At 62.3% G+C, this 22,789-nt stretch carries 17 protein-coding genes; 8 read left to right on the forward strand and 9 right to left on the reverse strand.

Features of this window, described 5'->3' with window-relative positions; genetic code table 11:
- Window positions 1-42 precede the first annotated feature (42 nt).
- On the reverse strand, window positions 43-786 hold the full coding sequence (locus Pla111_RS14735; protein WP_146575211.1) for a hypothetical protein: 744 nt from the start codon (window positions 784-786) through the stop codon (window positions 43-45).
- A 424-nt stretch (window positions 787-1,210) separates the two neighbouring features.
- Here Pla111_RS14735 and Pla111_RS14740 point away from each other — a divergent pair, with 424 nt between their 5' ends.
- Together Pla111_RS14740 and Pla111_RS14745 are read left to right on the forward strand one after the other, a co-directional pair.
- Window positions 1,211-1,993 carry a TIGR04282 family arsenosugar biosynthesis glycosyltransferase gene (locus tag Pla111_RS14740; protein ID WP_146575212.1) on the forward strand — a complete coding sequence of 261 codons (783 nt, stop codon included), beginning with the start codon at window positions 1,211-1,213 and terminating at the stop codon, window positions 1,991-1,993.
- A gap of 51 nt (window positions 1,994-2,044) precedes the next feature.
- On the forward strand, window positions 2,045-3,139 hold the full coding sequence (locus tag Pla111_RS14745) for an NAD(P)/FAD-dependent oxidoreductase (RefSeq protein ID WP_146575213.1): 1,095 nt from the start codon (window positions 2,045-2,047) through the stop codon (window positions 3,137-3,139).
- 22 nt (window positions 3,140-3,161) lie between these two features.
- Here Pla111_RS14745 and Pla111_RS14750 read toward each other — a convergent pair whose 3' ends face one another.
- Window positions 3,162-3,992, reverse strand: a complete 831-nt coding sequence (locus Pla111_RS14750; RefSeq protein WP_146575214.1) for an XdhC family protein — start codon at window positions 3,990-3,992, stop codon at window positions 3,162-3,164.
- Between the two features lie 224 nt (window positions 3,993-4,216).
- Between Pla111_RS14750 and Pla111_RS14755 the strand changes: the two genes are divergently transcribed.
- The 3 genes from Pla111_RS14755 (at window position 4,217) to Pla111_RS14765 (ending at window position 10,247) form a co-directional block, all read left to right on the forward strand.
- On the forward strand, window positions 4,217-5,671 hold the full coding sequence (locus Pla111_RS14755) for an AAA family ATPase (RefSeq protein ID WP_231931072.1): 1,455 nt from the start codon (window positions 4,217-4,219) through the stop codon (window positions 5,669-5,671).
- Window positions 5,672-5,698: 27 nt separating this feature from the next.
- Complete coding sequence (locus Pla111_RS14760; RefSeq protein ID WP_146575215.1) at window positions 5,699-9,061, forward strand: tubulin-like doman-containing protein; 3,363 nt, start codon at window positions 5,699-5,701, stop codon at window positions 9,059-9,061.
- 85 nt (window positions 9,062-9,146) lie between these two features.
- Complete coding sequence (locus Pla111_RS14765) at window positions 9,147-10,247, forward strand: EAL domain-containing protein (protein ID WP_146575216.1); 1,101 nt, start codon at window positions 9,147-9,149, stop codon at window positions 10,245-10,247.
- Between the two features lie 30 nt (window positions 10,248-10,277).
- Here the strand turns inward: Pla111_RS14765 and Pla111_RS14770 are convergent, their stop codons facing one another.
- Together Pla111_RS14770 and Pla111_RS14775 are read right to left on the reverse strand one after the other, a co-directional pair.
- The gene (locus Pla111_RS14770) at window positions 10,278-10,640 is read right to left on the reverse strand and encodes an STAS domain-containing protein (RefSeq protein ID WP_197525060.1); all 363 of its coding nucleotides are present in this window, start codon (window positions 10,638-10,640) and stop codon (window positions 10,278-10,280) included.
- Between the two features lie 141 nt (window positions 10,641-10,781).
- Complete coding sequence (locus tag Pla111_RS14775; RefSeq protein WP_146575218.1) at window positions 10,782-11,330, reverse strand: PSP1 C-terminal domain-containing protein; 549 nt, start codon at window positions 11,328-11,330, stop codon at window positions 10,782-10,784.
- A 137-nt stretch (window positions 11,331-11,467) separates the two neighbouring features.
- Here Pla111_RS14775 and bioB point away from each other — a divergent pair, with 137 nt between their 5' ends.
- Window positions 11,468-12,511: a biotin synthase BioB gene (gene bioB / locus Pla111_RS14780; RefSeq protein WP_146575219.1), complete on the forward strand. Its 1,044-nt coding sequence runs from the start codon at window positions 11,468-11,470 to the stop codon at window positions 12,509-12,511.
- A gap of 252 nt (window positions 12,512-12,763) precedes the next feature.
- Complete coding sequence (locus Pla111_RS14785) at window positions 12,764-15,172, forward strand: DUF11 domain-containing protein (protein WP_197525061.1); 2,409 nt, start codon at window positions 12,764-12,766, stop codon at window positions 15,170-15,172.
- Window positions 15,173-15,257: 85 nt separating this feature from the next.
- Here the strand turns inward: Pla111_RS14785 and preA are convergent, their stop codons facing one another.
- The 4 genes from preA to Pla111_RS14805 form a co-directional block, all read right to left on the reverse strand.
- Window positions 15,258-16,388: an NAD-dependent dihydropyrimidine dehydrogenase subunit PreA gene (preA, locus tag Pla111_RS14790; RefSeq protein WP_146575221.1), complete on the reverse strand. Its 1,131-nt coding sequence runs from the start codon at window positions 16,386-16,388 to the stop codon at window positions 15,258-15,260.
- 100 nt (window positions 16,389-16,488) lie between these two features.
- Window positions 16,489-17,844, reverse strand: coding sequence for an aspartate aminotransferase family protein (locus tag Pla111_RS14795; RefSeq protein ID WP_146575222.1), 1,356 nt, complete (start codon window positions 17,842-17,844; stop codon window positions 16,489-16,491).
- A gap of 54 nt (window positions 17,845-17,898) precedes the next feature.
- Window positions 17,899-19,383, reverse strand: coding sequence for a uracil-xanthine permease family protein (locus Pla111_RS14800; protein ID WP_197525063.1), 1,485 nt, complete (start codon window positions 19,381-19,383; stop codon window positions 17,899-17,901).
- A complete protein-coding gene (locus tag Pla111_RS14805) occupies window positions 19,380-20,252 on the reverse strand; it encodes a nitrilase-related carbon-nitrogen hydrolase (RefSeq protein ID WP_146575223.1) in 873 nt (290 codons plus the stop codon). The genes Pla111_RS14800 and Pla111_RS14805 overlap by 4 nt, the downstream gene beginning before the upstream one ends.
- Window positions 20,253-20,584: 332 nt before the next feature.
- On the opposite strand from Pla111_RS14805, the gene Pla111_RS14810 reads away from it, so the two are divergent.
- Window positions 20,585-22,120, forward strand: coding sequence for a CoA-acylating methylmalonate-semialdehyde dehydrogenase (locus Pla111_RS14810; RefSeq protein WP_146575224.1), 1,536 nt, complete (start codon window positions 20,585-20,587; stop codon window positions 22,118-22,120).
- 62 nt (window positions 22,121-22,182) lie between these two features.
- On the opposite strand, the gene Pla111_RS14815 is transcribed toward Pla111_RS14810, so the two are convergent.
- Window positions 22,183-22,767, reverse strand: a complete 585-nt coding sequence (locus tag Pla111_RS14815) for a choice-of-anchor R domain-containing protein (RefSeq protein WP_315851492.1) — start codon at window positions 22,765-22,767, stop codon at window positions 22,183-22,185.
- Window positions 22,768-22,789 lie beyond the last annotated feature (22 nt).

The raw sequence follows: 22,789 nt of genomic DNA on the forward strand, positions 1-22,789 counted from the left end.
GGGCGGAGTGAAACCGAGCCGTTTCCTGCTCAGTAAGCCAGATCACACGGTATGGTGACGGCGATTGATCTGCTTCGAGGGGTTACGGCCGCGCCAGCCACCTGTGTTGCGGTAACCGAACTCGGTTGCGAACCATTCGGCGTAGCGTTCGCGATCGGTATAGCCAGCATTACGGTTGTCCAGCAGGTGTCCCAACTCGTGGATGAGGATGTTGTTCAAGTAGAAGTCGCGGATCGTTTCTGTGGTCCAATGCAGCGTCCAGGATCCCGCATCACCCTGCCGCCACACGCCTCCGTACATGCGAGCCTCGTTCGCGATCGCCGGCGGGGGAGGAGTGGGGAAGTACTCGATGAGCCCTTCATCGACCGGATAAAGGTACAGCGTCGATCCCCATTGCATGCCGTAGCACGGCAAGCTCTGCTTTTTACGAGTCATTTGACTGAATTGGATGACCTGCAGGTCTTTCACGAAGTGTTGCGGAAGCTGAGCAAGCCGATCCGCGACTTCCGCGGGCGTAACGACGTGGCGATAGCCGAAGCCCGGCTTCTTGACGACATACCGCACGCGGTGCGGGGCTTCGGTCGGCTCGTGCCAGTCCTCGGGAGGCGAGAAGGGCAGCTCCAGGTTTCGCTGAGCGACGCCACGCAGCGATTGGGGCGTTACACTCCGCGACAAGCGCGCGTTGGCGGCGGAGTTGCGGCCACGCGCCTGGCGCAGCTGTGTCGGCGCGCGGTGCGTCGCTTGCTGCGGTGAGCGCGAACGGCCTGAGTTCTTGTGATTTTTCATGGCGATCGAAACCTTGGCGTATGACCGAATGACGCGGTCCGTAGTTGCTCGATCGGCCTCCATACCGGGGTGACAAACCGGACGAATCCGCCGAAGCTGACCCGCCGAGGAAGGGGCCTCTGTGATTGATGACGCACAGAAAGTCTCTCTGGTTCTCATCCTAGACTCGGTCTGGCTAGGTTCGCAAAAAAGTCCATAAACTGTTTTCATATAAGTACTTACGCATGGATTGCAGCGGCGTTTTGGCGGGCTGAATCGGCTTTAACGAGGTCCCCTGAAGCGGCTCTCATGGGGTTTGCGTCGCGTGGAAATGACGCAAATTGGGTGGCCTTCGCAACTTGGGTTGACCCGCGTCGCTGAAACCTCAAACCGATCTAAATTTCCCCCTAAATGGGGGGTGCGGTAAAACGCATCCTCTCCCCTCATGACCGAGCCGTCAGAACCGCTGCGGACAAGCAAGGAATTCCACCCGAACGGGGGGGGTGTGGCCGAGGGGGGGGGAAGTCGGCTTGGCGTCTTCGCTCGTCATTGGACCCCCGGCGAAACCAAGACACGCTTAGCGGCCTCGGTTGGTGACGGGCCTGCAGCGGCCGTTGCACGAGACATGCTCATGGCGACCTTGCACCGCTGTTCGACAATCGGCGCAGAGCGGTTCGTGGCTTTCACCCCCCCCCAAGCGCAGCCAGCCTTCTTAGAGATTGCGCAGGAAATATCCGGCCAGTGGCGCTGCGTCGCTCAACCTGGGGGGCCACTGGGTGACCGCATGCGCCGTTATCTTTCCGGAGCCGATGCTGCTGAGCCTGGTGCCACGATCCTGATTGGCTCTGACAGCCCCGATCTCCCGCTAGAAGCCCTGCGCGAGGCGCTCTCGTGGCTGGCCTGTGCCGGCAGGCGCTTTGTGCTGGGGCCAGCTTCGGACGGGGGCTACTGGCTGATCGGAGCCAAAGGCGAACTGCCGCCCGTCTTCGACGACATGCCGTGGGGCTCCGCTCGGGTTTACTCGCTTACTGTCAGCCGCCTCATCGCGGCCGGATGGCGTGAAGGGGTCGATTTCCGTACGGTCACACCCTGGTACGATATCGATCGCCTCGATGCACTCAACGAACTGCGTGTGCGTCTGTGCAGAAGCACGGGTGATGGGGCCCTCAGCACTTTGCAAGAACAGTTAACCGCGATTCTCGGGCCGCCCTCAGCGAGCACGATCTAAACTCACCAGAGTTGCTCGGCGAAGCAGGCACCGGTTTCGGCGGGATGAAAAATGTCAGCCGTAAATCGATCGAGCGAGCTAGTTGTCGTGGGCGGCGGTGTGATCGGCCTCTCGATCGCCGATGAGGCGCTGCGGGCCGGCCTTTCCGTAACCGTCCTCGAACGGGGGCGTTGCGGCCGCGAGGCCTCTTGGGCCGGTGCCGGCATCCTTCCGCCTCGCTCCTGGTACGTGAAGGATCCGCTGCTCGATCGCTTGGCAAAGTGTTCCGCCGAATTGTTTCCCTTGTGGTCCGCTCGGCTCCTGGAAGAGACCGGCATCGACAACGAGTACTGGCATTGCGGAAGCACCTATCCGGTGCGTGGGGCCTCGGCGGCGGAGACACGCGCCACGCTGGCTCGCTGGGAGCAAGACGGCGTAGTGATCGAGCCACACGATGAGCACTTTGTCCACGTGCCAGCGGAGGCTCAGGTTCGCAATCCTCGGCACCTTCGCGCGCTCATTGCCTCGGTGCTTCGCCGCGGCGGCAAGATTGTCGAAGGGGCCCGTGTTGTGGGTTTCCAGCACCAAGGCGATCGGTTGTCCGCCGTTTGCACGACTGACGGCGACTATCAGGGGGCGGCATGCTGCCTAGCCGCGGGGTGCTGGACCCCTCATCTCGCCGAGCTGACGAACGGTGTGGCCCCCGGGCAACCGGTCCGTGGACAGATTCTGCTCATGAGGCCGCGTAAAGCGCCACCACACATCATTCACGATCCTCCTTGGTACCTTGTTCCGCGGCGCGACGGCTTGGTGCTCGTGGGGGCGACGGTAGAGAACGTTGGCTTCGCACGCGGCGTGACCACCGAAGCGCGAGCGCGTCTGCTTGCAGCCGCCGAGCGGATGATGCCCGGGCTGGGGTCGGCACCGGTCGAGGCGTTTTGGTCGGGCCTGCGACCTGCTTCCGCAGACGCTCTGCCACAGATTGGCAGATTGCCGGGATATCACAACTTATTGGTCGCAGCCGGGCATCATCGCTCGGGGCTCCAGTTCTCTCCGCCAACAGCCAAGCTCATCGTCGCCGAGCTTACGGGAGCCAACCCTCCCCTGAGCGAAGAGCATATTGAGAGGCTGAAGCCAACGAGGTTTGCCCCCGCCGTTCGGTCGTAAGGGCGGCCAAGATCGGGGCCGACTAGGAAGCCGCCGTACCCGGGATCGCACTCGACCGGCCCAATACCTGGGCGATCATTTGCTGACGTACGGCGAGCATCTCCGCCGCGATCGCGATCGCGATCTCGCCGGGTTCGCCCCCCTCGATCGAAACGCCGATCGGGCAACGGAACGAGAGGGCTCGTTCTTTGCTCATTCCGTCGGAAACCAGCCGTTGGGCTAACTCGCGGCGTTTCTCCTTGCTGCCAACCACACCGAGATAGGGGATCTCTATATCGCGTGAGAGTATGGCACGCAGGATCGGATAATCCGTTTCGACGCCCATGGTTGCGCAGACCACGAACTCATCTCCCTCGAGTCGTTGGGCAAGATCGGCGGGTTCGGAGCGGCACAGGCGTTCGAGTCCCAGCGAAGCGGGAAGCAGGCCGACCCATTCGCGGTGAGAATCGATGCAGATCACCTCGCAGTCCATCAGCAGCAAGGCTCTGGCTAACCGCTGCCCGATATGGCCGGCACCAAACAGGTAAACCCGCCAGGGGCGCGTGTTTTGTGGATCAAAGAAAAGTGTCATGGTTCCCTCGCCGGGCATGCCAAGGTTGCGGTCGAGGTGCCACTCAACCAACTGCGGGCCAGGGGGACGAAGACTTTCGAGCATCGATCGCGCAAAGCCGATCGCTTTCTGCTCGACAGCCCCGTCACCGACGTGCCCCTGCACCCTACCGTGTTCACCAACAAGCATCTTCGTGCCGCGACCGACCGTGCCGTTGGATTCGACGACCGTCACCAGCACTAATCTTTCGCCCTGCACGGCGCGTTCGGCAAAACGGCTGATAAAACGCTGTGAGGCGTTCATGGACGGCAGCGGGGGCGCGCGGGGGGTGGCACAGAGGGGGCGGTCCGACGACAGATCGCCGGGTATGGGGATCGATTATAGCGACCCGCCGTTAGCTGACCCCCCCGTTTGCTGCGGGGTACCGCCGCCGTGGTGCCCGGTCGCGAGCATCGGTCCGGTCGTAGCGGTTGCTGCAATCGGTGCGGCCGCTCCGGTGGCCGGAGCCAGAAAGCGGGGTGGTGAGCATGACCTACCTTTCGAAAACCGAAGGGACTTCCGCGGCGAAACACGGCGCTCGTTATGCGCTTGTTGGTTCGGCTGGCGAGTCCGCTCGGCAGGGTTCCCTCTCCATCGAACAAGAGATGCTCACGCTCGATTCGCCTACCGCTGAAAGCCCGCTGCTGGGGTCCCTTCTTTCCGAGGACTCGTTCAGTCCCCGCGCGCCCGAATCGATTGAAGAGACCGGTGTCAGCCGAGTCTTTATCGAGTCGTTACTCGAGAAGTTGATGCTTCAGCTTGGGTCGGCAACCGGGCATGATCTGGCGAAGCGGATCTGCCTGCCGTTCCGTCTGGTCGAGCCGCTGCTAGAGGGCATGCGGTCGCGTCAGACCGCGTATCACCAGGGGCAAGCGACGCTCAACGATTACTACTACGCGCTGACCGATACGGGTCGCGAGCGTGCTGCGGTTGCGATGAAGGCATGCGCCTACACGGGGCCCACGCCCGTTCCGCTGGAAGACTATGTGCTCTCGGTGGAGGCGCAGACGATCACTGCCGAGGCGGTGCGTCGCGATCAGCTCGAAGCCGCTTTTGACGACATCAGCGTTGAGCCTCACCTGCACGATGTCTTGGGCCCGGCAGTCAATTCGGGTGCGGGGCTGTTCCTGTACGGTTCGCCGGGGAACGGCAAGACAACGCTCGCGCAGCGGATCACACGTTGCTTTGGTCGCCACATTTGGGTGCCCCACGCCCTGATCGAAGACGGGCAGATCATCAAGCTCTACGACACCGCGGTCCATTCGGCTGCTCCGGTCGAAGAGGAATCGCTCTTGAGCAAAGCGGTTGACACGCGGTGGATCAAGATCCGTCGGCCGACGGCGATCGTCGGCGGCGAACTGACGATGGATAACCTTGAGATCCGGCACGACGCCGTCTCGAACGTTAGCGAAGCCTCGCTGCAGTTAAAAAGCAACTGTGGCTGCCTGCTGATTGACGACTTCGGGCGGCAACGCATCGAGCCGACTGAGCTTCTCAACCGGTGGATTATCCCGCTCGAGAACCGCTGCGACTACCTAACCCTTCCCGGCGGGAAGAAGATCCGGGCACCTTTCGATCAGTTGATTATCTTCTCGACGAATCTCGAGCCGCACGAGCTGGCAGACGAGGCGTTCCTGAGACGGATCCCGTACAAGGTGGAGATCAAGGACCCCTCGATCGGCGAGTTCCGTCAGCTGTTTGACGCGGCCTGTCGATCGCTGGGCTGTGCGCGCCGTGCCGAGGCAGTTGATTACCTGATTCAAAAGCACTATCAGCCACGCAACATACCTCTGCGACGCTGCCACCCTCGCGACTTGCTGACGCAGATCCGCAACTACTGTGCTTACGAGGGGCTCCCCTTCGAGCTGCGGCCCGACTACCTCGATCGAGCCGTTTCGGCGTACTTCACGGCGATCGCGCCCGAGAAGGCCAAACCCTGCTAACCCGCTCCCACCGACCGGCGTGTCATTGTGACCGAATCTCACGAACAACCAAAGCAACAACTCGCGGGCTACGAGCTGATCCAGCGGATCGGATCGGGAGGCTATGGCGAGGTGTGGAGCGCTAGCGCCCCGGGTGGTCTCCAGAAGGCGATTAAGTATGTCTACGGGACCGACCTCGATAAGCGCGCACAGCACGAGTTCAAAGCGCTGGAGAAGATCAAGCAGGTTCGGCATCCGTTCTTGCTTTCGCTCGAACGCATTGAAATTGTCGAGAATCGCTTGCTGGTCGTTACGGAGCTGGCAGATGGCAGCCTGCGCGATCGGCTGCGTGAATGCTATCAGAAAGGACTTCCGGGGATCCCCCGTGAAGAGTTGCTAGGCTATCTCGAGGATGCGGCCGATGCCCTCGATTATCTTGCAACGCGGCACGATCTGGCGCACCTCGACGTGAAGCCCGAAAACCTGTTGCTAGTGGCGGGTCACGTGAAGGTGGGCGACTTCGGGCTGGTTAAGCACATCGGCAATATGTCGCAGTGTTCGCTCGTTGGTGGGATGACCCCTACGTATGCCGCCCCCGAAGTATTCCGCGGTTCGCCCGGCCGCCAGAGCGATCAGTACAGCCTCGCGATTCTTTATCAGGAACTGCTCACGGGTGCCCTCCCCTTTAACGGAGCTAACGCGGCCGAGCTAACGAGTCAACACCTCAACCAAGATCCCGATCTTCGCTCGCTGCCCGAAGCAGATCGCTTTGCGATCGCGCGAGCGCTCAGCAAAGATCCCGCACACCGCTACGAATCGGCGAGTGAGTTTGTGCGTCAGTTACGCAGCGCTGTCAACTGGACTGGCGGGGCTCAAGACGCCTCGTCACCGGTTGCGACTCAAGCCGTGAGGTCGGGCACCGATTTCACTTCGGAATGGGCGTCGTCTCCCACCGACGAGGACTCCACCGAAAGTGCCACGCCGCACCGCGCGGATCGCTGCAATGCCACGGAAGTGTTCGACGAGCCCGGAGTTCCGGCTGACGCGCGCGGCGGAGAGATCGTTTTCGCCGTCCCAACATTCGAGGGGGGGGAAGCCGTTGATACCCCGATCCCTGAGTACGATCCTCGCTCATTCTATGCCCAGCCAACCTTTGTGATCGGCATCGGCGGCACGGCCGGCCGGGTGCTACGTGGGCTGAGAGCATCAATGACGCAGCACTTTGGTGTTGCGGAGCCGTTGCGAGCGTTCCCGCTCCTGCTGCTCGACACCGACCCGGCAGCGCTCGGATGGGCGACGCGCGGCGGGGAGGCGGGTGCCGGGCTCTGTGCCAGTGACACCGTGGCCCTGCCGTTGCGCCGGCCCCATGCTTACCGCGATCGGGCAGACTCGCTGCTGCGTTGGTTGGGGCGTCGCTGGCTGTACAACATTCCTCGCTCGCTGACCACTGAGGGGATTCGTCCCCTGGGCCGGCTGGCGCTGGTGGACCATGCCCGCCGTACTTTCCAGCGGATCCGCACCGTGCTGCAAGACGCTGCTTCGGAGCAAGCGGTGATCGAAACCGAGGCGGCCACGGGGCAGCGGTTCGCCCACAACAAGCTGCGAGTTTATGTTGTTGCGTCGATTTCCGGCGGTGCGGGCAGCGGCATGTCGATCGACGTTGCCTACGCGGTGCGTTCGCTGCTCGAAAAGCTCAATATTGACGACGCGACGGTCACGGGTCTGATGCTGCACTCGACCTATCGGGAGTCCACCCGCTGCGATCTGGCACGGGTCAACGCCTACTCTTGGCTGAGCGAGTTCGAGCGTTTCCGCACGAGCAGCGCGGGGTTTCCCGGCGATTCAAGTTGCGGACTCCCCGCGCACAAGCCGGGGGTTGCTCCGTTCGACCACACCTATCTTGTGCCGCTCGGAGAACGGCTCGATACGGCGGGCTACGACATCGCGACCCGTTCGGTGGCCGATTACCTCTTTGCCGACGTCTTCACGCCCGCGCAGCGAGCGCTCGACGCGTGGCGGGCTGCGCCTGGCACCGACGCTCATGCGCTGCGATCGATCGCCGTAACGCGGCGGCAAGCGCGTGGTCGTGAAGAGCTCAGCCCGCTTGAGAGCGACGCCGCACGAGCGGTTGTTCGGCGCTGGGTTGGCGAATCGATCGAGACAAACAGCGCTGCTGACGCTGCGGCAGCAACCACACAGACCGACCAAATTGTGCACGGTGCCGTGGCGTTTATCGGTGAGTCTCAGCTAGAAGCAACAACGCTAGCGGCCAATTGTCGGTGCCTGATCGAGGCCGCGATCGGAGGTGACGCCCGCGCCTATGCCCAAAGCCTGCTCGACGCTGGTGTCAACACCGCGAGCGGCTTGCTGCAAGCCATGCTGACAATCGATCCGGCAACGGGGCGGCCCAGCGAGATCGATGGACGACCGCTCGGCGAACTGGTTCAGCCGCTGCGAGCAAAGCTCGCCACCGGTATCTCACGCTGGGTGCTCTCACGCATCGACGAGCCAGGAGAGGGACTCTCTGGCGCGTCACGTGCCGCCGGCTGGTGCCGGGACTATCTGCGTGCCTTGGCCCGAGAGGTTGAGCGGGTGACGGTCTCGATTGGTGCCGAGCTCCAACGTCGTCAGGATGAGGCGGCGAAAAAATCGCCCGAGCAGGTAATCCTGTTGCGCATGTTTGAACTCGCGCTTGACTTAGTGGCGCTTGAAGCCGCCGCGAGTGTCTCGCGCAGCCTGGTGGGGCATGTTTCGGAGGTTGACCACGAACTCGAATCGATCGGCAAATTGCTGGGCCGCATCGAGAGCCGTCTCGCGGAGGCAACTATCGAGGCCGAAGCCGATGCCACGCCATCCGCTTCAACCGAGTTGGTGGAAGCCCTGCGCGAGCGTCTTGAAGCCGATCACCTCAAACCCAACGGCGGGCTGCTCGCCACGCTGGCAACCAATCAGTCGGTCCAAGAGCTTACCAGTGCAATCACACATGCGGTGCGGAGTGTCGTGAGCGACTTTGGCTCGGCAGATGAGGCTGCCCAGACGATGGGAGAGTTGCAGTTCGCCGAGGCCCCGCTGGCGGAGTTTGGTGGGCGCTTCTGCCGGCTGGCGGTTGCTCCTCCGGCAGAGTCACTGTCTCCAAGCTGTGTCGAGGTTCTCAAGAACGTCACCCACGTTGTCAGCGGACAGCGAGAGTCGGTTCTCATTACCGAACTAGTGGGGATGTCTCTGCCGCACGTCGCCGCCGATCTGATCTCAGCGCGGCGCGACTACGCCGCCTTTGCTGAACGGGTTCGCACGCGGCGTGATATCTCCTGGATCGGCGTCAACGAAACCCGGGCGGAGGGGTCCGTGACGAACGCCACCAACACATCGACATGGGACAGTGTCCCGATGGACACCGCGATTCTTCGATAACAGCTAGCGAAACGCGACTGAACGTAGAGCAAACACTTTTAAGAACCACTCTGATCGGCTTGCCCTGATCACCTACGAGATTCCGATGAATGTACTAGACAGTGCCACCGATCGTGCCACCTGGCTATTAAGCGGCCAGATCAGCGATGACGAACCGATGCGTCAGATCTCGATCGACGTGTCTCCGTTCTCGGTTGGACGCCGCCCCGACCAGAAACTGACGATTCCTTCAGCGACCGTTTCGGGCAGCCACGCTGAGATGCGCCTGGACGAAGCGGGCCGCCTGATCGTCCGGGATCTTGGCAGTACGAACGGTACGTTCGTCAACGGTGAACGCGTCACGGAGTCGTGCGTGGTGAATCACGGCGACCTGGTGCAGTTTGCTCAAGTGGTGTTTCGTGTTGGACAGAACGTCCAGTCGCACCACAGTCAGACGGTACAGGACGATTCGGCCGACCGTGCTCTGTCGCTCATTCAGTTTGACAAGCTGATGACCGAGCGCGCCGTCGTACCCCACTTTCAGCCGATCGTTTCGATCAAGGGTCGGGCGACGCTCGGCTACGAGATCCTGGGCCGCAGCCGGCTGTTCGGTCTTACCGACCCGCACACTATGTTCAGCGCGGCGGCAGTGCTCAATCTCGAGTCGGAGTTGAGCCGCATCTTCCGCGAGGAAGGGCTCGCGCAGTCCACTTTCTTTCCCCCGCAAGCCATCCTCTTTGCCAACACGCACCCGAACGAGATTGATGAGCCCGAGCTGCTCGAATTTTCGTTACGTGAGCTACGCGAGGCGTCGCCCAACCGCCCCTTGGTGCTCGAGATCCACGAAGGGACCGCGACCCAAACCAGTCAGATGCGCGAGCTGCGTGCGAAGCTCAACGATCTGAATATTGGCCTCGCCTACGACGACTTCGGGGCGGGCCAAGCGCGGCTCATTGAGTTGGTCGAAGTGCCGCCCGACTATCTCAAGTTTGATATGAAGCTCGTGCAAAACCTCAGCGTGGCCTCGCCCGAGAGGCAGAAGATGGTGGGTCGGCTCGTGCAGATGACTCGCGAGCTGGGCATCATCCCGCTCGCCGAGGGCATCGAGACCGAGGCCGACCACCTGGTCTGCCAAGAGCTCGGATTCTTGAGCGCTCAAGGGTACCTGTACGGCAAGCCGGCAATGGCCAAGACCTTCACCAGCTAAACGTTCCGATGCGTTCGCTGAGGGGAGGAGTTACCGAAACAGCCCCTTCTTCGCAAAGGATTTTACGGCCGTGGCGGCGTCGGGCTCGATATCGAACAGCTTGTCGAGCTTCGTGATCTTAAACACCTCGCGGATGTCGCTCGACAGCCCCGCAAGCTTGAGCTTTGCCTTAAAGCCCTTCAGGCGTTTGTGCGCCGCAACGAGTTTGCCGAGCATCGAAGACGACATGAACTGCACCGCTGAGAAGTCGAAGACAACCCGATCTTGCTCCGACTTCTCGATGACCGCGGTGATCTCCTGATCGACTTTGCCGATCTGGGACTCGTCCAACAGTCGCTGGTCTTGCACCTGGATCACAAGAACGCCGTCGCGGAGGCTCGTACTGATGGCCATGGTGAGCTTGGGGGGCTGAGTTGAGATAAGGGTTCGAGGACCACGAATGCTATGCGAGAGCTTAGTCGAGCCTGACTTTTTCCGCGTACGATTTATCCGAGATAGCGATGAATCGCGTCGGCCCCTTACTGGCATAGGAACTTAGGCGTTCGCGCTGCAGGCTTTGGCAATCGCACAGGTGGAGCAGCCGCCCGAACTGGAGCAGCCGTTCTCGGCTTCGTCGGTGCCGCAACCGGGGCCGCACCCCGTTTCAAGAGCGTCGGCAAAGGCTCCGATGCGTGCTTCGGCGTCGTACGCCTCAGCGAGCTCGGCGATGAGCTGTTCGGCGATCGCATCGGGGGTGCCGAGGAAATAAAAATACAGCCCGCGTCCGTCGAAGAGATGCTCCACGTCGATAAGCAGCGATCCGGACCCGCGTTCGGCGAGCAGCTCAGCGCAGCGGAGAAACGCTTGGTCACGATTTTTTTCCAGGCGTTGGGCCAGCAGCTCATCGGCGTCCGCCATGCGCCGCAGCAGTGTGCCATCGGCCCGATCAGCCGCTACGGCGGCCTCGGTCGCCAGCACTTCGCCGATTTCCAGCCCCCGTGCGGAACGAACGACGACCCGCGCCCCTAGCGGGAACTCGAGACCCTCCGTCGAGCGAAACCGACCGAAGGCCCCCATGGCTCCAAGGCGAACGAGATGGATCATGCAGGAGCTAGCGGGGCTGAAGTCTGAATAAATGGCCCGAGCGTGGGCCCCCGGGGGGGCCGCTCCCTTGCGAAGCGGCCGCTGGGCTCAGGATACTATGGGGCCAAGATCCCTTTTCACCAAGACGTGACCCACCGATGACCCCTCCCGCTGTAGCCGATTCAAGTACCAACTCCCCCGTCGCGGCGTCGCAAGTCTGGTCGTCGCTTGCCGACCGTGTGCTGGCGGGTTTGCCGATCACCGAGGCCGAGGCGCTGGCCGTGTTGGCGTGCCCTGACAATGAGCTGCTGTCGTTGCTGGATGCCGCGTATCGTGTCCGCCGTAAGCACTTCGGCAACCGGGTTCAGCTCTACTTTCTGATGAACGCCAAGAGCGGCTTGTGCCCTGAAGACTGTTCGTACTGTTCTCAGTCCAAGATCTCGAAGGCGGAGATTCCCAAGTACAACCTGTTGGATCGCGAACGCCTGCTGGAAGGGGCCCGCATCGCTGCCGAGCAAGGGGCTTGCACCTATTGCATCGTGATCTCAGCACGGGGTCCGAATGAGCGCGAGATCAGCGCCGTCGAGGCCATTGTTCCCGAAATTAAACGCCAGCACGATCTGAAGATCTGCGCCTGCCTGGGACTGCTCTCCGACGAGCAAGCGCAGCGCCTGAGCAACGCCGGCGTGGATCGTGTCAACCACAACGTCAATACCGGTGGCACCTACTACAGCAAGATCTGCACCACCCACACGCACGAGGATCGGGTCGCGACGCTCCGCAGCGTGCGTGACGCTGGCATGGAGATGTGCTCGGGCGGGATTGTCGGCATGGGAGAGCAGCCGGCTGATCTTGTTGAGATGGCGTTTCTGCTGCGCGATCTGGGGGTGCATTCGATCCCGGTTAACTTCCTGAATGCGATCGATGGCACACCGCTCGCGGGACGCAGCGATCTTGATCCGCGTTACTGCTTGAAGGTGCTCGCGATGTTCCGCCTGGCGAATCCAGACCGTGAGATCCGCATCGCCGGGGGCCGCGAAATTCATCTCCGCAGCCTGCAACCGCTGGGGCTCTACGCCGCCAATTCGTTGTTCGTGGGCGACTACCTCACCACCAAGGGGCAGGCCCCGCAGGCCGACTACGACATGCTGACCGACCTCGGTTTTGAGGTTGTCATGACGGGCGAGGCCGCCGGCAACTGAGCGTTAACGCTCGCCACTTTGTGACGTTGTTTTTAAGTGCCATCCAAGCCGGAAGGATTGCTGCTAGCAAACCTTCCGGCTTTTTTTGCGTGGCCGCGATCCCGCCCCGCGGAAATCTCAACGCCTTTCCCTCAACCCGGAGAGTCTACCTAGTCGATACGACCGACAAGCGGGTTTGTATCCCGCGAAGACCGGCAGTGTTGCTATCGCCGCTGGCGAATAGCCACTGATGCTCCCGCAAGGATGCGAAGCATGATTCGACTCCGCTTGTTCGTTCTCGCCACGCTCTTGAGCGTTTCGTTTTCTCCTTATGCTGTCGCGCAAGAGTCGCCCGACTCGCTTGCCGACCGGTTGCGGGCGCTCCGCAAGGGGTGGTCGTTTGCTAGCGATCAGTCCTCGTCCGAGGCAGCCACACGCCCCGCACCGCAAGCAAAGCCTGCGAACGATGCTGGCGATGTGCCACGGGTCGATCCGCGCGAGGTCTTGCCCCGTCGCTGGTTCGGCGAGGGAGTTAGCGCTCCCGTAAACGCACGCGGTTCGGCTCAGGGCGCCGAGGTTTTCCCGCCGGCAGTCGCGACCGATGGTACGGCAGTCGATGGTTCGGCGCGTTCGCGCATGCTGCGTGACCTGCGCGCTCAACCGGCCGGCACCGCTCCTCAGGTCTTGGGGAGATCGTTGCTGGGAGTCCCTGCTACGCGGAGGCCGGTTGTTGTTACAACTGACCGCACCAATGCTTCAGCGCCCGTGCGAGCCGGCAGTGTGCTCTCGGGGGATGATGTTGCCGCCTCCCCGGCAGGGATCGCAACGGCGCAGGGACCCGGTAGTTCGAGTGCCTCTGCGGCGCTGGCCCGTTCGATCGCAGCTGACGTAGCGCGCAGCATGGCTGACGACCCGTTCCCGCCCACCAACGATCAGCAACAAGACTCTTACTCGATCGTTCCGCCGATCACGCAATCCACAACGGGGTCCGTGGCAGACGCGACGAGTTCAACGAGTAAGGGCAGCGCGGAAAGTGTCCGTGTCGCGATGAACACGAGTAAAGCGGGCAGCGATGACATTCAGATCAAACTCTCGGATTCGATGCCGCTCTTTATTGGCGAACGCTACGATCGTGGTCAGACGGAAGCGAAGATAGCTGCTTCGTCGATCCCGGCTGCCCGCACTCGAGTAGCCACGGCACCGACAGCCAGCGCCGATTCTGCTGTCGGCGATTCTGCTGTCGGCGATGACCGCTGGCTGCTGACGCAGGCCGCTCCGATGCTTGTTTCGCGGGTGCAAGGGCCGCGGACTATCACCGTCGGTCGCGAGGCAACCTACCGTGTGGTACTGGCAAATCGCGGCGACGCCACTGCCGACCAAGTGATCGTCAAGATCACGGTTCCCGCTGGCGCGGAACTGGTTGGCTCGGTTGCCAAGCAGGGGCGTGTTACGCGGAGTGCCGAAGCGGACGATTCTCAGGTCTTGCTCTGGAAACTCGATCGACTCGTCGATAAGTCGACCGAGTCGATCGAGTTGCGGCTGATTGCCCGCACCGGTAAGCCGATCGATCTGGGCGTTGCGTGTGAGCATCGCCCCATCGACGGCGCAACGACCGTCAACGTACAAGAGCCCCTGCTCAAGATGCAGCTAGAAGGTCCGGACGATGTGCTGTTCGGCAAGCCTCAAACTTATCGGCTGACGCTCTCGAATCCGGGAACCGGCGTTGCCGAAGACGTGGTGTTGCGTCTCACTCCGCCCGGCAGTCGGGCACGAACGACAACTCATAACCTCGGATCCCTCGCAGCCGGCGCCAGCCGGTCGGTTGAGGTCGAGCTGGTCGCCCGCGAGCCAGGCCCGCTCCGGATCACCGCCGATGCTACAGCAGCGGGCAGTCTGACTGCCGCGGCCGAGCGTGAGATCCTTTGCCGTAAGGCAGAGCTGGTAGTTGATTGGCGAGGACCCGACGAGCGCTATGCCGGTGCGCCAGCGCTCTACTACTTCCGGGTGCGCAACCCGGGTAACGCTGAGGCTCCTGGTGTTGAATTGACCGTGGACCTACCCCACGGTTTCCGCGTGCTGAATGCCGGTGAGGGCCGCACGACCAATGGTCGCCGTTTGACGTATGCGGTAGGAGCCTTGGACGCCGGCGAGGATCGCTACTTCGAGTTGCGCGGCGTCTTTGAGGCAGAGGGGACGAATGAGCTGGTTCTGCACGCCGAAGGCAGTGACGCTACCCAGTCAGAAAATGCTTCGGCCATTACCGAAGTCGTGGCGTTGGCAGACCTGAAGCTGGACATCCTTGATCCCAAGGGTCCGATCGCGACGGGACAAGAGATCGAGTACGAGATCCGCGTTACCAATCGTGGTGCCAACGCTGCACGCGATGTGCGGGTGATCGGCATGTTCTCTGAGGGGATCGATCCGCTGACGGCGGACGGCGCCATGTGCCAGATCCAAGACGGCCGGGTCGCGTTCGACACGATCGCAACCCTGGCCGCAGGAGCCGAGCAGGTCTTCAAGATCCGTGCCAAGGCGAAGCTTGAAGGGACGCACCTGTTTCGTGCGGAAGTTCTTTGCCGCGATCTCGAAATCAAGCTCGCTGCTGAAGAAGCGACCCGCTTCTTCCAAGACGAAACGCTCGACGTTGCTTCGGATGGCTACGGCCCCTACTACCCCCGCTGAGCGGGGGTGTCGGGATGAATGGTGCTAAGCACTCTAAAGGTCGCGACGGAATCCTGCTGGCGGCTGGTCACGATCGAGTGGGGAATCAACCGCGAGCGAGGGCGTCGCTCTGATCGACAAAGTCGTCGCCGGTCCACTCCTCGTCTCCTTTGATCATCTGCTTTGCCTCGGCCGCGGCCTTCTTGGCGGCGCGAGCTTCAGTCTGGCGTCGGACAAGGTCCGAATGGGTTGTGAAGTACGGGAGGCTCTTGCCGCGGAAGTCGTCCAGCGTTTCGAACCCATGCTTCTCCATAAAGGAGAGCAGTTGTTCGCACATGGGCTGGACGCAGCGGTAACCCATCTTCATGACCCCCGTGCAGACCTGCACGGTGTGGCTTCCTAGCAAGATGAATTGGGCGGCGTCTTCACCGGTCTCGACGCCCCCTAAGCCGCTCAGGGTGCGGCCCGGGAATTCTTTTTGGATGAGCGTGGCAATCTCCATGCACATCCGCAACGCAATCGGACGAACCGCGATCGAAGAGTAGCCGCCCGGTGTGGTGTACCCTTCCACGTTGGGCTCGGGGCGGAGCGTTTCTAGGTCGACGCCGATGACGCTCCGGATGGTATTGATCGCGGAAACGCCCTGGCAACCGGCACGCAACGCCGCGGTTGTCGGGTCTTCGATGTGCGTGACGTTGGGGGTCATCTTGGCCCACACCGGCTTCGTGGCGACCTCCATCACCCACCGGCAAACCTCTTCCAGGGTTGTGGGGTCTTCTCCCACGGCGGCACCCATGCGACGTTCGGGCATGCCGTGCGGGCAGCTCATGTTCAGCTCAAAGCTGTCGACGCCTGCCTCTTCGCAGCGGCCGACGATCTCCTGCCACGCGTTCTTGTTGTATTCCTCCATGATCGAGGCGATGAGCACCCCTTCAGGGTGCGAGTCCTTGAGAGCCTTGAACTCGTCGAGCCAGGTCTCGAAACCCCGATCGCTAATCAGCTCGATGTTCTCCCAACCATAGATTTCCTGCGACTCACGGCTGCGCAGCCGACCATAGCGGGGCTGAACATTGATGACCTTCGAGGCGTCGAGGCTCACGGTCTTGCAGATCACGGCCCCCCAGCCGTCGTCAAAGGCCCGCGCAATCACCTTGCCATTGGTCCCCGGAGGGCCGGATCCGATGACAAACGGATTGGGCAGCTTCAGACCATCGACCGTTGTGGCGAGCGTCGGCATCGTTTACTCCGGGGTTTCGAAGGCGGTCGCGAGCAGGGCGTTTTTGAGCGTGAGGCCGCAGAAGAGCCGACCTCAGTGCGGATACGGGCTGGGGTAATGACTAGCTCTTAAGCTTATCTAAGCAGATGTCGAGCGTGTCAACCAAGTAGTCGGCGTCGTCTTTGGTTAGGCACATCGGTGGCTTGATTCGGAGCGTGTTGCCGTGGAGTCCGCCCTTGCCGATGAGAACACCGTGCTCCTTCATGCGTTCCATAACGCTCGCCGCCTCGGTGTTGGCGGGCTCCTTGGTCTGCCGATTGCGCACCAGTTCGACGCCGAGCATCAGCCCCATGCCGCGCACCTCGCCGATCAAGGCGTGCTTCTCCTGCAGGCCGAGCAAGCGTTCTTTGAGGTGCCCGCCGATAACGCGTGCATTCTCTTGGATGCCTTGCTCATCGATCACTTCGAGGGTTGCGAGGCCCTGGGTCATACTAATCGGATTGCCGCCATAAGTGTTGAAGTGGATGCGATTCTTCATCACCTGCGAGATGTCCGGAGTGGTGGTAAAGGCACCCAGCGGCGCCCCGTTGCCGATCCCCTTGGCCATCGTGATGCCGTCGGGGACGACTCCCCAGTTTTGGTGAGACCAATAATGCTCGCCCGTGCGGCCAAAGCCCCCTTGGACTTCGTCGGCAATGCAGAGGCCACCGTGCTGCCGAACGATGTCGTAGACGACCTGGAAGAATTCTTTCGGCGGCGTGACGGCTCCGCCAACGCCCTGGATCGGCTCGCCGATGAAGCAGGCCACTTCCCCTGAGGTCTGGTACTGGATCACGTCTTTCACGTCGTGGGCACACCGCAGGTCGCACGACGGATAGCTGAGGCCGTAGGGGCATCGGTAGCAGTAGCCGGCGTGCGTGTGGAGCACGTTCAACGCCGGGTTGGTCTTGAACTTCCACGTGCCGTGGGCGGTGAGCCCCATGGTGGTTGCCGTGCCGCCGTGGTAGCAGTTGCGCAGGGCGATCACGTCGGTGTTGCCGGTGTGCTCGCGGGCGGACAGGATCGCGATCTCGTTGGCTTCGCTGCCGGAGTTGGTGAAGTAGGTGCGCGAGAGACCCTCGGGCATCTTAGCGGCGAGCTTCTCGGCAAATTGGGCGATGGTCGGATGCAGATAAATGGTCGTCGTGTGCTGCAGCTTGCCGGTCTGGGCTTGGACCTTCTCGATAATCTGCGGATGGCAGTGCCCGACGCTGACCGTAACGATGCCCGCAAAGGCGTCCAGGTAGCGCGAGCCCTTCTCGTCCCACACGTACTGCATCTTCCCCTCGACGATCATCAAGGGGTCTTTGTAGTAGGTGATCACCCCCGGCGAGACGTACTGCGTGCGAAGGGCGATCACCTCCTCGCGCGACGGACCGTCGTAGGGCGTTGGGGTGTGATCGCACGGGGGCAGTTGGGGCTTGGTCGTGGTCGCCATAATGATGTCGGGGGCTGTCAAAATTGCTCCACCAGTGGTGGAGGCCAAGATGTGTCAGACGGTCATTTCGACTTGGTCGATATCCGCAGCTTCGGGCACCAGCACACCGGGTCCCTCTTCCAGCCCGCGTTCTTGGGGTGTGCCAGGAATCGCGTTGTCCAGCACGATACCGAGAATCGCGGCGACCGCCATGCCGGTCTTGCCAATCGCGCCCAGCACCGGGCCGATCCCCCACGGCACACCGGCAATCAATGCCGCGCCCGCCTCGCTGTTGAAATATGCCGGCACGCTGAGCCCCATAAAGAGCGCGAAGCCGCCGATCAGTAGGTTGCGGTTGCTGTCCAGTTCGGCTTTAGCGAATTGACGGACGCCGACGGCGCTGATCAGTCCGAAGAGCACGCAGTACAGGCCCCCAACCACCGGCTGGGGGATCGCGGCGGCGATCGCCCCGAACTTGCCGAACAGGCCCAGCAGAATGAGGAGCACCGCGGCGATCTGCACCACATAGCGGCTGCCGACCTTGGTCAAGCCGATCAGGCCGACGTTCTCCGAGTAACTCGTTGAGCTGAACCCACCGAAGACGCCGGTCAGCGCGCAGCCAACGCCTTCCCAGCCGATGCCACGCGAGATCTGCTGGGCGGTCGGATCGCCTCCGCCCGCCATGTGGCTACAAGCGTGGTAATCGCCGAACGATTCGATGATGCTTGCCAAGTAGCCGGCTAATACGGCCGCGACAAAACCCGTTGTGAAGGCTGGTGCGCCCCACGGGAAGAACACGCTCGTCGTTCGTAGCCACTCGGCATTCTGCATCGCAGCGAAGCTGACCCGTGCGGGGTGCTCGGCACCAAACCATCCGATCGCAGTCAACAAGTGGCACAGCCCGACCGCGGTCAGGATCGCTAGCAACATGGGGAAGAGCCGGAACACTGTGCTGCGCAGCGCAAGGACGAGCGAGAACACAATGATCAGCGTCATCGTCAGGATACTGATCGGCCAATAGCTGGCCGCCACCGGCGCACCGGCCTGATAGAGCGCGAGACCAATCAGCATGATCACCGGCCCCACCACCACAGGCGAAAGGTACTGCCGCAAGGCACCGACGAGTCCCGAGAAGCCGAGCGCCATCTCCGCGATGGCACCCAGGATGACGGCACCGGCGATGTAGCGCATGCAATCGCCGCCGTCGCCGCCCAGCCCCCCCTCACTCACCGGCGCGAGCACCGTCGGAATAATCACCCCGGAGAACGCCGCCAGGAACGAGAAGCTCACCCCCTGAATGATTGGCAGCCGCGAGCCAAACGTTGTTTGCAGTAGGGTCGCTACGCCGCTGCAGAGCATCACGCTCGAAATCAGCAGCGCCGTCTGCTGGGCGTTCATCCCCATCGCGGGTGCCAGCAAGAGCGGCACCGCCACGGTCGAGCCGAACATGGTCAGCACATGCTGGATCGCCAGCACCACCGCCCGCGGAAACGGGGGTTTGTCGTCGAGGCCGTAGAGGATGCCACGATGTTCGGTAGGCCTTTCAGGAGTACGTATCACAGTTCCGTGATCGCTCCGTAGGTCTCCGGCCGGCGGTCGCGGAAGAATTGCCACGTGTTGCGCACCTCGCGGATCAGGTCGAGGTCCATGTCAACCAAGACGATATCGTCCTCATCGCGTTTGTCGCTCTTGGCGATGAACTGGCCACGTGGATCCACAAAGTAGCTCTGGCCGTAGAACTCCCCGATCCGCCAGGGCTCTTCCCAGCCCGGCCGATTGATCGCGCCGACAAAGTACTGATTCGCCACCGCGTGCGCCGGTTGCTCGATCGTCCACAGGTACTCGCTCAGCCCCGCGACGGTCGCCGACGGATTGAACACGATTTCGGCACCGTTCAAACCCAGGCAGCGCGCGCCATCGGGGAAGTGGCGGTCATAGCAGATGTAAACCCCCACCTTGCCGACCGCGGTGTCGAACACCGGGTAGCCCAGATTGCCGGGGCGGAAGTAAAACTTCTCCCAGAAGCCGGGGTTGCACTGGGGGATGTGAATCTTACGGAACTTGCCCAGGTACGTGCCGTCGGCGTCGATCACCGCTGCGGTGTTGTAATACACGCCGGTGATTTCTTCTTCGTACAGCGGAACGACCATCACCATGTGGTGTTTTTTGGCCAGCTGCATCATCAGCTGCGTTGTTGGACCGTCCGGCACGCGCTCGGTTAGCTCGTACCACTTGGTCTCTTGCTCCGCACAGAAGTAAGGGCCGTAGAACAGCTCTTGCAGGCAAACCACTTGGGCCCCCTGGGAGGCGGCCTGCTCGATCATCGCCACATGCTTGTCGATCATCGCCTGCTTGATCTTGGCGACGGGGGACGTGCTCGGCTCGCAGGTGGTCGCTTGGATTAGGGCGCCGCGGACAGGTCGGGCCATCGACATTTCCTCTTGGGGTAGACGGGCTGCTTGTGGAGACAGGGGGATTCTGAAGGACGACGCGTGCTGACCCAACACAAGACCTCCCCGAGAGCCAGTCCGGAAGCCCCGGAGTAAACTCTCAACAAACCGGAGGTCCGTCACCCCGTTCGGGGGTGAGAAGCGCGCGAACCGCTGCGCGGCTGGCCCCTATAATCTTGTTCTGGGCGGCGGTGTGGTTCTTGCTGCGGGTCGTCCGTATTCCGATGGTCGTGCTTGTGTCCTGCGCCTGGCGGGGATTACCTTAACCCAATCTTAACAGACCTCCTAGCTCTTTCTCTCGAGTCCTGAACATGTCGACCGCCGCCCCTGTCGCCGCCAAGACCGTCCCCCTGCTCATCGGTGGCCAGTGGATCGAGCCCGCCGCCTCGGCGTGGGAAGAAGTCTTCAACCCCTCGAGCGGTGCCGTGATCGCGCGGACCCCGCTGGTTGGTGCCGCGGAAGTCGACGCCGCCGTCCGGGCCGCGGCGGCCGCCCTGCCCGACTGGTCGGCAACGCCCGTCGTCGAGCGCGCGCGGGTCATGTTCCGCTTCCGCGCCCTGCTGGAAGAACGCTTCGAAGAAGTCGCCACCCTGCTCACCCGTGAGCACGGCAAGACGCTTGCCGAGGCTCGCGCTGAAGTGAACCGTGGCGTCGAGATGGTCGAATTCGCGTGCAGCATCCCGGCGCTCATCACCGGCGAGATCCTGCCCGACATCGCCAGCGGCGTCGACGCCGAGTGCGTCCGCCATCCGGTCGGCGTGTGCGTGGGGATCACCCCCTACAACTTCCCCAACATGGTGCCCCTGTGGATGTTTCCCGTAGCGATCACCTGCGGCAACACCTTCGTGCTGAAGCCTTCCGAAAAGACGCCCCTCTCGGCGGTGCTGCTCGGCGAGCTACTGGCCGAGGCCGGTCTGCCCGACGGGGTATTTAATCTGGTCCACGGCGCGCGTGACTGTGTCGAAGCGCTTCTGACGCATCCGCAGGTTGCCGCCATCTCGTTTGTTGGTTCCACGCCCGTTGCCAAGATCGTTTACGAAACGGGCACCGCGCACGGCAAGCGGGTGCAGGCCGCCGGGGGTGCCAAGAACCATCTCATCATCATGCCCGATGCGGACATGGATCAAACCGTCAAGCAGCTAGCGGCCAGCGCCTACGGCTGCGCCGGTCAGCGGTGCATGGCGGGCAGCATCGCGGTGGCGGTTGGCTCGGCCGGCGATCCGCTCGTGGACGGTCTCGTGAATCTGGGCACCGCCATGCAGGTTGGTGCCAGCGACCCGGCTCTGTCCGCCGCAGCCGAATCGATCGGCATGGGGCCGCTGATCCGCGAGGACCATCGCCGCCGGGTGGCGTCGTATCTCGACATCGCCGCTGAAGATGGTGCCAAGATCGCGCTCGACGGGCGGCAGGCCGCCGCGGCCCAGTCGGGCGACGGCTTTGTCTTGGGACCCAGCGTGGTTGACCATGTCGCTCCTACGATGCGCGTTGCCAAAGAAGAAATCTTCGGCCCCGTGCTAAGCGTCTCGCGCGTCGGCTCGCTAGAAGACGCGCTCGCCCTGGGCGACGGCTGCGAGTTCGGCAACGGTGCCGTCATCTTCACGCGCGACGGTTACGCCGCCCGCGAGTTCAAGCAGCGCTTCAACGCCGGCATGATCGGCATCAACGTGGGCGTGCCGGCACCGATGGCGTGGTTCCCGTTCACGGGCTGGAACCGCTCGTTCTTCGGCGACCTGCACATCCAGGGCAAAGAAGGGATCCAGTTCTACACGCGTCAGAAGGTGACGCTCACCCGCTGGCCACGCACCGACGAGAGCCACCTCGACCCGGTCTGGCGCAGCGGGCGGTGAGTTTTTGATAGAGCGGGCCTTCGCTAGTTATCGGAACTGCTGGCTATGCTTTTCTTTGATTGTCAGAAGTGCTGTTGGCGTCGCAGCAATGCCATGCTTACGGACAGCAGCATGAGAGCAGCGTTGGGTTCGGGTACAGAGCCGATCGTTGCGGGGACGGCGGCCACCGCCCCGTAGTTCGCCGACCATACGTCGTAATCATTTTGGGTGTACGCCAACCCGAGACCGTCGCGCCATACGGTGTAGTCGCCCAGATCGACTGTTCCGTCTCCGTTATAGTCGCCCGGCAGAGTTGGCGTGGTGACAACGTTCACCTGCATCCGGTACGGATTGAGTGGCGAGTAATACGTCCAGTTGGTGCCGGCGTCGGTCGAGTCGGCAAACAGCACAATGCTGCCCGGCCCGTACGTGTTCTGGCCCATGCCGATCGTCGAATCTTCGTACGACCAATCAAGCGAGCCATCGGCAACGCCCAGGACAAACCAGTAGGAAGTATTAGCGTCGAGCAGTACGCCGCGGTCTGCTAAGAACACAACATCGTTTAGTTCGCTGGTCTTCCCCCCTGAAACTGAGCCATGCTGAATGAGAGAATCCCGAGCTGGGCGGTCCCCCGGCATGGAGGTTCTTTGATGAAGCGAACGAAGCATTCGACGGAGCAGATCATCGAGA

The sequence above is a fragment of the Botrimarina hoheduenensis genome (assembly GCF_007859815.1).
Taxonomy (GTDB): domain Bacteria; phylum Planctomycetota; class Planctomycetia; order Pirellulales; family Lacipirellulaceae; genus Botrimarina; species Botrimarina hoheduenensis.